Origin of the sequence: Streptomyces sp. NPDC058525 (assembly GCF_042719495.1) — a bacterium.
Taxonomy (GTDB): Bacteria; Actinomycetota; Actinomycetes; order Streptomycetales; family Streptomycetaceae; genus Streptomyces.
The window spans coordinates 140,577-154,431 of record NZ_JBHXNP010000009.1; the positions used below are offsets into that span (position 1 = coordinate 140,577).

General features: G+C 69.3%; 16 protein-coding genes and 1 pseudogene. 3 read left to right on the forward strand and 14 right to left on the reverse strand.

From position 1 onward, the window contains the following. Window positions 1-8 precede the first annotated feature (8 nt). Window positions 9-1,274 carry an IS701 family transposase gene (locus ACFWP3_RS07770; RefSeq protein ID WP_384217304.1) on the forward strand — a complete coding sequence of 422 codons (1,266 nt, stop codon included), beginning with the start codon at window positions 9-11 and terminating at the stop codon, window positions 1,272-1,274. 214 nt (window positions 1,275-1,488) lie between these two features. Here the strand turns inward: ACFWP3_RS07770 and ACFWP3_RS07775 are convergent, their stop codons facing one another. From ACFWP3_RS07775 to ACFWP3_RS07795, 5 genes are all read right to left on the reverse strand, one after another. Further along, complete coding sequence (locus ACFWP3_RS07775) at window positions 1,489-2,340, reverse strand: hypothetical protein (protein WP_384217307.1); 852 nt, start codon at window positions 2,338-2,340, stop codon at window positions 1,489-1,491. 33 nt (window positions 2,341-2,373) lie between these two features. Then, window positions 2,374-3,222 (reverse strand): SDR family oxidoreductase, encoded by an 849-nt coding sequence (locus ACFWP3_RS07780; protein WP_384217309.1) that lies wholly within the window; start codon window positions 3,220-3,222, stop codon window positions 2,374-2,376. 195 nt (window positions 3,223-3,417) lie between these two features. Further along, the gene (locus ACFWP3_RS07785; protein WP_384217311.1) at window positions 3,418-4,092 is read right to left on the reverse strand and encodes a hypothetical protein; all 675 of its coding nucleotides are present in this window, start codon (window positions 4,090-4,092) and stop codon (window positions 3,418-3,420) included. 284 nt (window positions 4,093-4,376) lie between these two features. Next, window positions 4,377-4,931, reverse strand: a complete 555-nt coding sequence (locus ACFWP3_RS07790) for an AAA family ATPase (RefSeq protein ID WP_384217314.1) — start codon at window positions 4,929-4,931, stop codon at window positions 4,377-4,379. 42 nt (window positions 4,932-4,973) lie between these two features. Continuing rightward, the gene (locus tag ACFWP3_RS07795) at window positions 4,974-5,228 is read right to left on the reverse strand and encodes a hypothetical protein (RefSeq protein ID WP_384217316.1); all 255 of its coding nucleotides are present in this window, start codon (window positions 5,226-5,228) and stop codon (window positions 4,974-4,976) included. A 77-nt stretch (window positions 5,229-5,305) separates the two neighbouring features. Here ACFWP3_RS07795 and ACFWP3_RS07800 point away from each other — a divergent pair, with 77 nt between their 5' ends. Both ACFWP3_RS07800 and ACFWP3_RS07805 read left to right on the forward strand, forming a co-directional pair. After that, complete coding sequence (locus ACFWP3_RS07800) at window positions 5,306-5,833, forward strand: NUDIX domain-containing protein (protein ID WP_384217319.1); 528 nt, start codon at window positions 5,306-5,308, stop codon at window positions 5,831-5,833. A 240-nt stretch (window positions 5,834-6,073) separates the two neighbouring features. Beyond that, window positions 6,074-6,487: a GNAT family N-acetyltransferase gene (locus tag ACFWP3_RS07805; protein ID WP_384217347.1), complete on the forward strand. Its 414-nt coding sequence runs from the start codon at window positions 6,074-6,076 to the stop codon at window positions 6,485-6,487. 115 nt (window positions 6,488-6,602) lie between these two features. Here ACFWP3_RS07805 and ACFWP3_RS07810 read toward each other — a convergent pair. The 9 genes and pseudogenes from ACFWP3_RS07810 to ACFWP3_RS07850 form a co-directional block, all read right to left on the reverse strand. Continuing rightward, window positions 6,603-6,899 (reverse strand): annotated as a pseudogene (locus ACFWP3_RS07810) (hypothetical protein); the annotation flags it as partial. 230 nt (window positions 6,900-7,129) lie between these two features. Then, window positions 7,130-7,813: a phosphotransferase enzyme family protein gene (locus tag ACFWP3_RS07815; RefSeq protein WP_384217321.1), complete on the reverse strand. Its 684-nt coding sequence runs from the start codon at window positions 7,811-7,813 to the stop codon at window positions 7,130-7,132. Window positions 7,814-8,014: 201 nt separating this feature from the next. Next, window positions 8,015-8,812, reverse strand: coding sequence for a PIG-L deacetylase family protein (locus ACFWP3_RS07820; RefSeq protein ID WP_384217324.1), 798 nt, complete (start codon window positions 8,810-8,812; stop codon window positions 8,015-8,017). A gap of 108 nt (window positions 8,813-8,920) precedes the next feature. Then, window positions 8,921-9,775 (reverse strand): hypothetical protein, encoded by an 855-nt coding sequence (locus tag ACFWP3_RS07825; protein WP_384217326.1) that lies wholly within the window; start codon window positions 9,773-9,775, stop codon window positions 8,921-8,923. A 59-nt stretch (window positions 9,776-9,834) separates the two neighbouring features. Then, window positions 9,835-10,794 carry a hydroxymethylbilane synthase gene (gene hemC, locus ACFWP3_RS07830; RefSeq protein ID WP_384217329.1) on the reverse strand — a complete coding sequence of 320 codons (960 nt, stop codon included), beginning with the start codon at window positions 10,792-10,794 and terminating at the stop codon, window positions 9,835-9,837. A gap of 19 nt (window positions 10,795-10,813) precedes the next feature. Further along, window positions 10,814-11,371, reverse strand: a complete 558-nt coding sequence (locus ACFWP3_RS07835; protein WP_384217331.1) for an AAA family ATPase — start codon at window positions 11,369-11,371, stop codon at window positions 10,814-10,816. Beyond that, complete coding sequence (locus tag ACFWP3_RS07840; RefSeq protein ID WP_384217334.1) at window positions 11,368-12,450, reverse strand: hypothetical protein; 1,083 nt, start codon at window positions 12,448-12,450, stop codon at window positions 11,368-11,370. The genes ACFWP3_RS07835 and ACFWP3_RS07840 overlap by 4 nt, the downstream gene beginning before the upstream one ends. A 225-nt stretch (window positions 12,451-12,675) precedes the next feature. Continuing rightward, on the reverse strand, window positions 12,676-13,311 hold the full coding sequence (locus ACFWP3_RS07845; protein WP_384217336.1) for an ISAs1 family transposase: 636 nt from the start codon (window positions 13,309-13,311) through the stop codon (window positions 12,676-12,678). A 116-nt stretch (window positions 13,312-13,427) separates the two neighbouring features. Continuing rightward, entirely contained in the window at window positions 13,428-13,643 is a 216-nt protein-coding gene (locus ACFWP3_RS07850) for a hypothetical protein (RefSeq protein ID WP_384217337.1), read from the reverse strand. Between the last annotated feature and the right edge of the window lie 212 nt (window positions 13,644-13,855).

The following is a 13,855-nucleotide window of genomic DNA, read 5'->3' on the forward strand; positions in this document are numbered from 1 at the left end:
GATCGGGTGTGACACCTGAGGATTTGGCCGCGGTGCGGTGTGATCTGGAGGACTTCGCGGCTGAGGTTTTCGAGCCGTTCGCGCGGAACGATCAGCGTCGGTGGGGACAGGTCTACCTGCGTGGCCTGCTGACCGACGGGCAACGCAAGTCGGTCGAGCCGATGGCCGCCCGGCTCGGCGAGGACGGGAACCGCCAGGCCCTGGCCCACTTCATCACCACCAGCCCGTGGAATCCGGCGCATGTGCGGGCCCGGCTGGCCTGGAAGATGGAGACAGCCATCCGGCCGAGCACCTTGATCTTCGATGACACCGGGTTCCTGAAGGACGGGACCGCGTCGGCTTGTGTGTCGAGGCAGTACACTGGCACCGCGGGCAAGGTCACCAACTGTCAGGTGGGTGTCTCGCTGCACCTGGCGTCCGACCACGCGTCCGCGGCGGTCAACTGGCGGCTGTTCCTGCCCGAGACCTGGGATCCCTCCTCGCCGAAAGCGGACCCGGACAAGGCTGCCCGCCGCACCGCCTGCGGCATCCCCGACGACATCCGTCACGTGGAGAAGTGGCAACTGGCACTCGACATGCTCGACGAGACCCGCTCGTGGGGCATCGAGGTGCCACTGGCCGTCGCGGACGCCGGATACGGCGACGCCGCGGCCTTCCGGCACGGCCTGCAGGCCCGCGGCCTCAACTACATGGTGGGGATCTCCACCACACTCTCGGCCCAGCCAGGCGAAGCCGTGCCGGTGACCGAGCCCTACTCCGGGAACGGACGGCCACCCGTGGCGAAGTACCCGGACAAGCCACAGTCGGTGAAACAGCTGGTCATCGCGGCAGGCAGGAACGCGGCGAAGCCGGTGCAATGGCGGGAGGGCTCCCGTCCCGGCACCGGCCGCAGCGGCTTCAAACGGATGTACTCGCGGTTCGTGGCCTTGCGGATCCGGCCTGCCGGCCGCGAGGTCCGCCAGGCCACCGACGGGCCGGAGTTGCCCGCGTGCTGGCTCCTGGCCGAGTGGCCGGCCGGCCAGATCGAACCCGTCCAGTTCTGGCTGTCCGACCTGCCCGCCGACACCCCGCTGACCACCCTGGTCCGCCTGGCCAAGCTCCGCTGGCGCATCGAGCACGACTACCGCGAGATGAAGCAGGCCCTTGGGCTCGCCCACTTCGAGGGCCGCACCTGGAACGGCTGGCATCACCACGTCACCCTCGTCTCCGTCGCGCACGCCTTCTGCACATTGCAGCGGCTGGCCAGGGCCCCAAAAGACACGGCGCCAGCCTGAGCCTCTACCGGATCGTCCACGAACTACAGACCCTCCTCGCAACCTGGAACGGTGCCTGCCCCACGTGTCACCGCGACATACCCACACCAACCCCAACCTGACCAAGCCCTACTAGGAACTGCGGGGAGCCGTCGCTGCGTGCGGAGCAGGAAGGGGAGAGGTGTGGCCCGGACAGCCGCGCTGATCCGCACGTGCGCTGGCTGTGGCAACGGAATCAGGTCTGAAGGTCGGCTACCAACCGTGCTGCTTCCCTCCGAGCCGGCACCAGCAGGGGATCCTCCTCGCGGGCATGGGGCCCCACGATCTTCGAAAGGACGTACAGGGCCATGAGCTTGCCGTCCCGGCTCTGCATGTCTGCCTGCCGCTCACGGTAGACCCGGGCGGCGAGGGCGGGGACGGCCAGCGCGTTCCCCCAGAGCGTTACGGCGTCCAGGCCGCGAGGGGCCATGCCCCAGTCCTCCCAGTCGATGAGGCAGAACACGGGCCCCATCACATTCGCCCAGGTCAGATCCCCGTGGGCCGGAACCCACTTCCCGACCCTGGTGTCCGTGACCGAGGGGAACACCTCGCCCAGCTTCCCGGTGACGAGCTCCTGACTGATCCGCTCCGTGTCCGGTGTCGCGATCCGGTATGTGTGCTGCGAGGACAGGGCATCGAGCGAGCCGTTCAGCCCCGCCCACCAGGCTTCGGGCAGACCAGGAGCCTCACGCACGCGAGCGCCCGTGCCGACCGGCTGCGAGGTGACCAGCTCCAGTTCGTCGGCCCGCCACATCACCGGCTCGTCTGCCTCGCGCCACGTCACGCCCTGGTACCAACGGGGCATTACGACCCCAAGCAGCACTGCGGCGGCCTCGGTGCCGTTCCATCCCTGTTGGCCGATCCGCTCGAAGGCTCGGCGCTCGATCCGTACCGAGGTCCCCCGCTCTGTACGGGCTCCGAGGGAGCGGCGCTTGCTCACCAAGGTGTCCCGGTCCAAGCGTACGTTCAGGCCCTGCTCCACCCGGACCAGAACCGGGTCAGCGGGCACGTGGCGCAAGTCCACAGCCGCATGCGCGGAATCGACCATCAGGCCTCCTCGAATAGGACTCCCTATCAGGGACTATTTGACCTTCGAGGTCTCGCCTCGCGGGGGCAGGAACTCGCGGGCGCCTCGGAGCGTGGAGTGCAGTCCCCTCTGCGTGGCGCGGCTGTCGAGACGGATCTCTATGCCTCCGGGGAGAGTGCTGTTGGCCCGCAGCCCCGCGGGGAGCCGGGAGGCATCCAGCCCGTCGCGTCTGGCGATGAGCACGCCCAGGTCGTACCGGCTCACTGCCTCGGCGCCGCCGAGATGATGGATGCCTGTTGTGTCCGCCGTGGCGAGCTCCAAGAGGGCTGCCGCCAGGTCGCTCACGTGGACGGGGCAGCGCACGTCGTCGGTGAACAGGACTCCTTCGCGGGTTCCGGCGACAAGGCCGTGGACGGCACGTTCGTGCTCGGACTGACCGTCACCGATGATCAGCGAAGTCCTGGCCACCACCGCGTCCGGATGAACGAGGAGGACTCCGGTCTCGGCGGCCGCCTTCGCCGCACCGTACGGGGTGATGGGGTCGGGCAGACGGGACTCGTCGTAGGGCACGGCGGCGGCGCCGGAGAACACGGCGTCGGAGGAAACCTGGATCATCCGGCTCCCGGTCTTCGCCGCCGCCATGGCCAGACGGACCGGTCCTTCGGCCGTGACCGTCCAGCGCGCGCCGCCGCTCGATGCGTTGATGATGACGCGGGGCCTGGTCTCGGCCACGACCGCTTCGATGTTGTCGGCATCGCGCAGGTCCAGAGCGTGCCAGGTCGCCTCCGGAACGGTCCCTGGTCTGGTGGCGTAGGTCCCGGCTGTCGTGTGCCCGGACAGGACGGCTTGCCGGACCAGTTCGGTCCCGAGGAACCCGGAGGCTCCCACGATCAGAATCGTCACGAGGCGACACCCTAGACCCGCAGACGGTCCTCCGGACCCCGGTGCAGGCGGGTTGGCCTGACCTCAGCGGCGCTGGCCGGCCTCGCCCTGCGGTCACCCTGGTGCTGCACTGGCCGCCGCGGGGACGTTCCAGGCTGCCCGGTCAGACGCTGCTGCGGACTGGAAGGCCGTGCTCGCGGGCCGCCTCCCATTGGTTCACCTTCGTGGCGCGCCCCGGCCCCCGGTCTCTTCGGCCAGTTCGTATCGGGCCAGGCCTGCAAGGTGCTTGCGAATCGTGGGGAGGGTGTATCCGACCGACGTCGACAGGTCCTCTGGCGTCGCTCCAGCGCTCCCGATCGCCTTCAGCCTCTTCCAGGTCACGGCGGCGTGATGCCCCAGGCCACCGACGCTGGCCTTGTTGTAGAAGACGGGGCCGTCCGGCTCGACAGGGCGCATGGACTCGGAGAGCTGAGCGTGCGGTGGGACGTCCTCGCCGTCCCGCTGGCAGCCGATGGCCCGCTGCCGGTCGAGGTGGAAGTATCCGCCGTTCTCGTCTCGCCCGACGAGTCCAGCAGCGACGAAGGCGCGGAACGAGTCGAGCATGGCGGCCGGCGACCGGGTGAGGTCGCATCCGAGGTGTGCCACCGCCGCCCTGTTCTCGACGGGGGCCTGCTGCAGATACGAGAAGGCCGCGGCGGTCAGCAGGGCCGCGGAGTCGCCGGTGACCTCCCCGCTCACGATTCCGTAGAGGGAGGCGAGCAGGTCGAACTCCATCACCTCGTCGTCGACACGCAGCCGGGCTGTCGCGAAATACAGCCGCCCGGCGATGTTCTGGGGTCGCTCCCGAGATACGAGGCGGAACGGCTGCTGGGGCGCGATCTGCGACGGCATGAGACGCCCGATCTGCGCCGGACCCGCGGGTCGGGGCGTGCGGTTCACCGAACGGTGCCTGCGCCCCTTCTGGCTCTTACTCATACCTCTACAACGAGCCGCCCGAAGCAAAGCAGTCGAACAGCTTGGCGATCCACCCAGACAGCGGCAGCACACGGACCGGGCACCTCGAACCGGCTCCAGGCCATCGAAGCGGCAGAGGCCCGGGTCTCGACGGACCAGCGAGTTCCTTTACCGAGCCGCTGCCGGTGGGTGCGGCCGGACAGCACCGCAGGCCCGGGTCTCTACCGAGGGCGGACGAGGAACTCGTTGATCTCATTGGCTCCCGGGCTGTAGCCGTCCGATGTATCCACGATCAGCGTCGGCAGGTCGAGGCTGATCGGGACTAACCGGTCTGGGTCATACGCACCGGCCTGGATATCGGCGAGGAGGGCTGCGTCCCCATGGGCGGCTCGGTGGCGGTCGGTGCAAGCGCGCTCGGTGATCCGGTCGACGATGGTCGAGGCGGGGGTAACGCACCGGAGGACGCGGATGTCAGCCATGGCCGTGAGGGGTTCCAGCCCCGGACGCCACAGCCGGTCTTGGAAGGCAGCCTCAGCCACGAGGGTGACGCCCCCTCGTAGGAGGACCGTGATCGTGTCGAAGAAGGTCGTCCAAGCGGGCAAGTTCAGCGGATCGTCCCCGTCAGGGCGGTGATCTGAGACGTTCATGACCATGCCCTGCTTGATCTCGTCACGAATGATCGTGGGGCAACCCATCTCTGCTCCGAGGACGCGAGCGAGCGTGCTCTTCCCCGTGGCTGGAGGGCCGCTGACGACGACGAGGGTCGGTTTCACCACGAGCTGCACTCCGATACGAATCGGGACGGGTCAGGACGCAGGTTAGAGGCTGGCCTGCTGCTTGCGGAGCTGGACGTCGGCGCTCTGTGGTGGGACCGCGAACGCGGCCTCGAACGGATACCCGACATCGAGGAGCGCCACCGCACCGGACAGGACGGCCGCTTCAACGCCACCAGCGTGAAGATGATGCAGGACGGCATCGCCGAGAACTTCAGCACCGTCATCGCCCTGCGAGAGGCCCTCAACACCGATGGGTGAGGACGGCGGACTCCGTTGCGCACCCGCAACCGTGCGCAACCGGGCACGGTACGCGCAACAGCGACCAGACCAGCAAAAGCCCGGCTGGGGCGCTGCCGATACGCAATGCTGACGCGATGACTTCTTCCGAGCCCGCCGCCCAGATGCCCGCCAGCGAGCCCGACCCCGCAGGGTTATCACCCCAGGACGAGCGGCTGGCCACTCGTCTCCGCGCCTACGCCGGGACGTCCGTGCTCGTCACCAACGAGGACGGCCTGCCCCTCATCGTCAAGGCCAGGTACCGCGACGGATGGATGTTTCCCGGCGGAGTCGTTGACCACGGCGAGGACCCTGTCCAGTGCGCGCGTCGGGAACTGCTGGAAGAGACCGGCCTCGACGCTAACGACCTTGCTCTGGCCGTGGTCACCTGGTCCCTTCCTGGACCGCGGCTTCCCCACCCCTCGGTGAACTTCGTGTTCGACGCGGGCACCTTCAAAGCCCCAGACGTCCGACTCCAGGCCGACGAGCTCGAAGCCCACATGTGGGCACACCCGGACGAAGCCGGGGAGCTCTTGCTTCCCTCCGCAGCACTCCGGATGACGGCCGCGCTCGAGGCCCGCAGGACGGGCATCGTTCAGATGCTGCACAGCGGCGACGACTGTTGACGAGATCCCGGGCCTTGAGCCCCGGGCTTTCACGCGAACTGACCGAGGGCCGCCGGGACCAGCAGTATCCGCACCCGCCCTGGCCTCGTCCAGGATGTGCACCACTCCTCCATTCGGCTCCTCCAGTACTGTGACGGATCCACCTAAACCAGCCACGAGGGGAGATGCCCCATGACCGGGAAACTAGCTCGTCGCGCCGTGCCCACCGACGCGGCGGAGCTCGTGAGGCTGAGATGGATCATGTTCGGGGCACCCGGGTCGGCCCCCGATCCGCAATGGGCGGCAGAGTGCGCAGCAACGTTCGCTCAACGCATCACCGACCCGCTGTTCGCTGCCTTCGTAGTCGATACGGAGAGCGGCGCCCTCGCCGCCTGTGCCGTCGCTACTCGCATCCCTCGATTCCCCAGCCCGGGGAACAGCGCCCCCTACGCCGGACATCTCGGGTCAGTGGCCACCGACCCCGCACACCGCCGGCTCGGGTACAGCCGGGCCTGCGTCACGGCCGCCCTGGACTGGCTCGCCGGTGAGGGGTGCACGGTCGTTGACCTGTACGCCTCGGCTGACGCACGGAGGCTGTACGAGTCGCTGGGATTCGCCGTCCGGGCGGACGTGGCGATGATCTGGCGGGCGCCGAGCGCGGCCGAGGAATGGTGAGAGGGCCTGCGATCAGCAGTGCGCGGCAGTCTATGTTCGCCTGTCCGATCAGCAAGTTGACGCGGTCGAGCGCGGCCTGGGTAGATGCGATCAGACCGGTGTCGCCCTTGGCGCTCCGTAGCTGCCACGCTTCGCGAAGGTGGGCGCGCGCCAGTACAAGGTCGCCTTGCTCCATGAGGTGCTTGCCGAAGTGCTGGAGGGCGAAGTCCACGAGTTCCGGGTGCTGACTCCGGGTGGTGTCCAGGGCCTTGCGGTAGAGCACGTCAGCGGTCTCTGCCTCACCGGCGTGGCGGTACGCGTCGCCGAGGTTGAGTTCGGCGGCGATGACGGCCCGGGTGTTGCCGCTGGCTGTGGCCAGGTCGAGCGCCTGCCTCATGAACGTGCTTCCGTCGCTGTAGTTGCCCAGGCTCACCAGACCGATGCCGATCCACCGGGCCAGGGCCCGCGCCCTGGAGTCATCGGTATCTGCGGGAAGTGCACGGAGTTCCGCGCGTAGTTCCTTGACGGCGGCGGACAGTTGGTTGTGGTCGGGGGGACCATGCGCAGGTCGTCACCGTGTGTGATGAGGTGGTGGAGCACTCATCCCTCCCTCCCTTGTTCGGTTCCTGTACCTCCACGTGCGTGAGGGCCGCGAGACCGGGTTCACGGTTGGTCCTCGTGCATGAAGCGCTCCAGGGTTCGCCGACCGGAAGACGTGACGAAGGCGTCGGAATGTGAGGGGCCCCAGGCCAGGGAGGCGGCCGCGTCCAGTGCGGTGAGGCACCGTAGAGCGATCCGCTCTCCCTCGGCCAGTTGGCGGCCGTAGCCCTGGAAGAACGCGTCCATCCGGTCAGGCCGGTCGGCCCACACGGTGGTAGCGAGGATGACGAAGTCCTGGACGGCCGGCGCCATACGCGTCAGCTCGAAGTCAATGAGGAAAAGCCGCTGGTCGGGCCGTGACCAAAGCCAATTCCGGGGGCGATTGTCACCATGGACCAAGCCCACCGGGACGCTGCCGACCTGGCGGAGCCGCTGCGCGTAGCCGCGCACCAGCTTCTGCTCGGCGGAGCTCATCAGGGACCCGGCCTGGGCTAGGTGCATCTCCACCTTGTCCGCCGCGGCGAGGAAAGTCGCTTCGGCGACTTCCTGGGTGGATTCCCCGGTCGCGCCTGCTTCATGGAGGCGTGCGGTGAGCAAGCCGGCCTGCTCGTACAGGACTCCCTCTTCGGTCGTGGTCATGCGCAGAGCCTTGACGGGAGTCCCGGGCACGGCGCTGAGGAGCAGTACGAGGTCTTCTGCGCGGCAGTCAAGGAGTTGCGGCGCCCGGCCGTGTCCAAGGGCCGGCACGACCGAGCGGTAGGCCAGGGCCTCGCGGGTGAACGCCTGCGTCGGGGGAGATCTTCAGGTAGGCGTGGACGCCCTGGTGGGTGGCCAACTCCCACACCCGTGAAGACGGCCGGTCGTGCGCCGCATCGTGCACGGTCATGACCGGCCCGAGGCGCTGCTCCGCCCACTGCGCGAGGACAGGCGGGATTTGCTTCGACTCCTTCACGCCTCACACCCCGTACCCGGGTGAAGGTGAAGTGGGTCCGGGACGCGCTGCGGGGGGACTTGGCTGGGGGTCAAGTCGTGGCACATGAACCATTCGGTGCTCAGGAGGTCCGCCCGGGAGCTGTCCGGGAGACCCGACAGTATGGCGGGTAGGGAGCGGGCCCGCGCGACTTCGGAGCGGTGGGCGAAAAGGGCCTCCTGCTTCTGGCTGATCCAGGGACGGACATCGACGGGCGAGGTGACCATCTCGTCCGGAACCGTACGGAGCCGTTTCCCGACCGTGGCGAGGAGGTCAGCCAGATCGCGCGCTCCCACCTGGGGGTACGCGGCCAGCCAGAGACTGCGCGGTGTCCAGGCCGGTCCGGCATGAGGGTGGAGGTCTGGGAGACCGGAGGCATGGACGGCCAGCACCGTGATCTGGTGGGTCCTGATGTGATCGGGGTGCCCGGACGCTCCAGAGGGGTCGTGCGTGATCACGATGTCGGGCCGGAAGGCTCGGATGTGCGCGACGACGCGACCGACCGCCTCGCCGAGCGGGGCGTCACACAGGCGCGGCTGCTCGGGAGCGGAGTCCGGAACCTGGTGATCCGCGTAGCCGAGCATGCGGGGCTCTGCTGCGCCGAGGATCCGCAGCGCGTGGGCGAGCTCTTCGGCGCGGTGGCTGTCGGGGGCCCAGGTTGCGGTCACCACGGCTGTGCGGGCTCCGGCTGCGGCGTGCCGGGCGAGGACGCCGCCCGCGGCCAACACCTCGTCGTCGGGGTGTGCGAACAGGCCCAGGATGCTTGCATCGGTCATGGGGGAGGTGGCCTCTCACGGTGGGGTTGCTGGGAAGGGGGCGTCCCGCATCGGATCCCGGTGGGCGTGAGATCTAGGAACGGGCACACGGGCGGGACGGCTGCGGGGTCAGGCAGTTCTCCGCGGCACGGGGCGGCCGGTGAGGAGTTCCGCGCGGGCACTGATCGCCTCGGCGATCTCCTGGTGGTGGCCTCGCGCGATGACCTGCAGAAGCTGGGCGAGAGCGACCAGTTCCCCGGTCCGTCCCGCAGGTGTATCGAGGATGTGGGCGAACGTCGTACGGACGCGGCGGGCGGTCGCGGGGGCGCGCAGGCTGTAGGCGTGGAGGAGGCCGGCGCCGTATCCGACGGGCAGCCGTCCCCAGGACTCCCAGTCCAGGACGACAAGATGCTCAGCGCATAGGTTCGCCCAGTGGAGATCTCCGTGGCCGGTGGTCCAGGCGGTGACCTGTACCGGGGGGATGCCGAGGTAGGTGTCGAAGTTCTTGTCGATCCACTGCTGCCGGACGGCCTGTCGCTCGGTCGGTACCGAGGACATGGCTGTCAGGGCGGCGGTGAGTTCGGTCCACCACATCTGCGGCAGGGCCGGGTTGTCGGTAAGGACGGGGCCCCCGGTCTGGATGACCGGCCAGGGTACGAGCTCGGTCAGTTCCGCCCTGTAGCGGTGGCCGCCCGCCGTCCATTCCAGAACGTCGACGACCCGTGGCCGGGGGATGGTGCGGGGCAGCTGGGTGTCCGCGGCGGCCGCGCCGTCCCAGAGTCGACCTGCCGGTTTCTCCAGCGGTCGGGAGACGACGCGTAGCCATCGGTCGCCGCAACGGCGACCGATGGTCCGGCCCTGCCACCCCCATGCTTCCGGGCCCGATGCCCCGCCCACCAGGAGGGTGCGCGCGGCCCGGTGATGGGCGTCGCGCATCCGCTCCTCGTCGGGCTGTTTCCGGGGTGGGGCGAATAGCGCGTCCATCGTCTGCTCCGTGCTGGGCTGGGGCCTGCTCTGTGTCTGAGGGCCAGCGTGTGCGGTGGTCAGGGTGTGACTGCGAGGAGGCGGGCAGCGCCCGCCTCCAGGAGGGCACGTCCGGCTTGGCGGCCGATGTCCGCGGCATGATCAGCGGGGCCGTCTGCGCTGGAACGCAGGGCGGGCCCGCCGGCCGGATCGAGGACGGCCGCATGGACCGTGACCAGTCCTGTGTCGGGGTCGAGGACGGCGTGGGCGGACGCGGCGGTCAGGCAGCCGCCTTCGAGGGCGGACAGCACCGACCGCTCGGCGTCCAGGAGGGTTCGCGTCGGCGGGTGGGTGACGGCGTCCAGGAGTTGGGCGATTTCGGGGTCGTCGGCGCGGTACTCGATGACAACGATCCCAGCGCCGGCGGCGGGCAGCCACACGGTCGGGTCGAGGATCTCGGTCACCCGGTGGGCGAAACCGAGGCGGCGCAGGCCGGCCAGTGCCGCGATCATCACGTCGGCTCCGAGCCGGCTTCCGTCAAGGGCGGCGAGCCGGGAGTCGGCATTCCCCCGGATCGGCACGACGGTGAGCTTGGGATACAGGGCTCTCAGGAGGGCGGCGCGGCGGGGTGCGCTGGTCCCGACCCGGGTTCCGGGCGGCAGTTCGGCGAGGGTGGTGGGCGGCTGGCCAGCGGGAAGGACCAGGACGTCACGGGCGTCCTCGCGGGGGAGGACGGCGCCGACGGTCAAGCCCGGTGCCCGGTCGTGGGGTCCGGGGAGGTCTTTGGCGCAGGCGATGGTGGCGGTGACGCGGCCGTCGAGGAGGTGCTCGTCGGCGCGGCGCGTGAAGAAGGCGCCTTTGCCGCCGATCTGGGAGAGCGGTCCGCGGTGGGCGTCGCCCTCGCTGGTGATCTTGATGATGTCGAGGGTGGTCCCGGGGTGCCGGGTGCGGAAGGCGTCGGCGAAGCGGCCGGTCTGCTCCATCGCCATGGGGCTCGGCCGGGTTCCGAGCCGGACGGCACGGGTCACGAGGGTGGTCATGGTGCGGATCTCCGGGTGTTCAGGGGAAGACGGGGAGGTGGGCGAGGACGGTGTGGAGGGTCTGACCGGGGGTGACGTGGCTGGTGTCGATGACGTGCGAGGCGGCGGCGTGCAGCCAGGCAGCCGAGGCTTGGCTGTAGTCGGCGGCCCGTCGGCGCCGGTGGGAGCGGACTGCCTCGCTGCGTTCCTCTTCACCCGGGTACTCGCAGCTCGCTGCGATCCGCGCTTCGAGCCGATCGGGACCGGCGTGGAGCACCACGTGGTAGAAGGGTGTCCCCAGCTCGGAGAGCGGCCCGAACATCTCGGCCGCGTACGCGGGGTTGAGGACGGCCATCGGGACGATCACCGGCCCGGCGGCGAGCTCGTGGAGCTCGGCGACGAGGCGGGTGGTCAGGCGCCGCCAGGCGGGGTACTCCTGGTAGTCGCGCACCCTTCGGGGGTGGCCGGCCATGCTCTGGCGAAGGAGCGCGCCGACGTCCTCCGGGTCTGCGATGACCGATCCGCTCAACGCCTCGCGAAGCCCACCCGCCAGTGTCGACTTGCCAGCGCCGAACGCCCCGTTGACCCAGATGATCACCGCCCGGTCTCCCCTTCCCCCGCCGTGTCCTGCCCAACGCCCGGATCGGCGGCGCCGTCACGCCCAGTCCAGCCAGTCACGATGCGCGTCTGGGGCTTCTCGACGATGTCGCCGGCGGGCAGCAGGCTGTCGGATGTCCCCGCGGGCAGGATCGTCAATGCGGGGGTGGCACGCCCGCGGAGGTTCCGGTCCCAGGCGTGGACGGCACCGGTCAGGGTGTCCGCGGCGGCCTTGCCGTCGGGGCCGATTCCTTGGATGAGGAACTCCCAGGTGGGCGTGGAGCCGGACTCGCCGTCGGCGAGGCGATCGACCACCACACAGGCCAGGGAGCCGGCAGACACCATCGCCATGGCGTCGATGCTCTTCGGCACCCGAGCGGGGCCGGGCTTCTCGCGGTCCCCGGTCAGGCGGCAGAATCCGGCCACCGAAGTCGCCAGCCACAGTTGCAGGTGCTCGAAGGACTCGTTCGCGACGACGGTCACTCCGGTCCGCACCTCCACCACCCCCTGTGTGGTGAGGGCCCGGTCGAGGCCGTCGAACGGGGAAGGCGTGCTGTCCTCCCAGCGGATGCCGTAGCCGCTTTCACCGATCGGGTCGGGTGTCTCGTCCCACCGGCCGTTGCCCTGCATCGGTACGAAACCGCAGACGCTGATGCCGGTGGAAGCCAGCGCACCAGCCTCCTTGCGGAGCCCGATGGCGCGGGTGAACCCGCCAATCCGCAACGGCAGGACCAGACGACCGCCCTCGGCGAGCTGGCCGAACCAGGCCGGCGGGACGTCGTTCGCGGCGACCGTCACCATGATTGCGTCGAAGCCCTCCGCCGGTACGAGCGCTCCGGGCGCTCCGTGGGCGCCGTCACCGAGGACGAGACGGACACGGTCCGTGTATCCGGTCTCGGCGAGGAACCGCTCGGTCCGGGCATGGACGTAGGGGTCGATCTCCACGCACACGACCGACCCGGTCGGGCCGACGAGTTCGGCCGCCAGGCACGCGTTGTAGCCGCCGCCGCCGAGAAGCCGACGGGTTCGCGGAATCTCGCGCGTCTCTGCGGATGAACCCGCGGGGGATAAGTCAATCACGGCTGCTCCTGCAGTGGGTTCGGGCCGGGAATGGGCGTGCGTCGGCCTGCACTTCGACCCGGCAGGGGAAAGCGGGGGAGGCGCGCGGGGCGTTGTCAGTGCAGTTGGCGCAGCATGGCGGCGTAGATCGGGGCGTCCGGGAACGGCTGCTGGCCGCTGATGTCCCGGTATTCCCAGGTCTCGTACAGCGTTTTGACCTTGGGGTGCTCGGGATCCAGGGCTGTTTCAAAGTCTGTTGATCTTGGATCGCTGCTGGTCAGGCGATGCGGAGGAGGCCCAGTGGGCGCCGGAAGGGCTCGTAGGACATCTCGCGGAGCCCGGCGGCGATGTTGTGTGGCCTGCCGCTCGCAGCTGGTTGATCGTGAAGCTGCGCAGGGTGGCCATGTTGTCGGGCCCGTGGCCGGTGCGGATCTTGGAGGCGTCCTCGGTGAAGGTGGTGTCGCGGACGAGGTGGAGCCGGTTCTCGATCATCCACTGGGAGCGGGCCAGCTGTCCGAGCCGCTGGGGAGAGGCCTCGCGGGCCGTCAGGTCGGTGAGCGCATAGACGGTCTGCCGGGTCACCTTTCCCGTGCGCAGGTCGGTGCGGTGGCGCAGGATCCTCGCGGCCTGCACCGCGTGGGGGAAGTCCAGACCGAGCTCGGTGACCGTCAAGGCCCTGGTCACCCGGGTCTCCTTGCGGCCGTGACCCGTCTCTCGGTCGTAGCGCCGGGCGGTGGCCTGCTTCCACGGAAGCGATCTCAACTGCCGGAACAGTCCGGGCTGGTTGGCCTTGACCACCACCAGGTAGTGGGCCCGCTTGTCCTCCACCAGAAACCGGGCGTGCTCGCGCTGGGTGTGCAGTGCGTCGGCGGTCACCGTCACGCCGGCCAGGTCAAACGGCTCCAGCAGGGCGGCGAAGCAGGTGATCTAACCCGAAAATACCCACCTCGATCTCGGACGCCTGTCTGAGCTGAGGCCGAGGGCGGCGAGGGTTGTGGCTATGCGGCCTTCGTGGTGAGGGTCACATCGTGACCGAGGACCTGGAGCTGGTGTACCAATTTTCGGGTCCGGACCGCGGAGTCGAGAACCCGAAGGTGGTAGTCGGATCCGAGGTCGTGGAACCGGGCGTCTGGATTACTGAGCAGGTGCCAGACGATGACGAGTATCGAGTGGGCGACGGCCACCAGAGCCTTCCCGTGGCCTCGGCGCTTCACCCGTCGTCTGTAGCGGGCACCGAGGAGGTGCGGCCGGCAGCCATCGCAGTTTCACCCAGGGCTGCACAAGCCCCAGGCAGAGTCAGCCCCACATCGTCCGCGGCTACTTCGGCGGCCCCCAGGGCTGAAGCGTTCTCGCCTGTCGAGATGCGCTGTTGGTCCTGATCGTGGGTGTTCGACCTGTTGGGGCCTGGTGGATGCACGAAGGACGC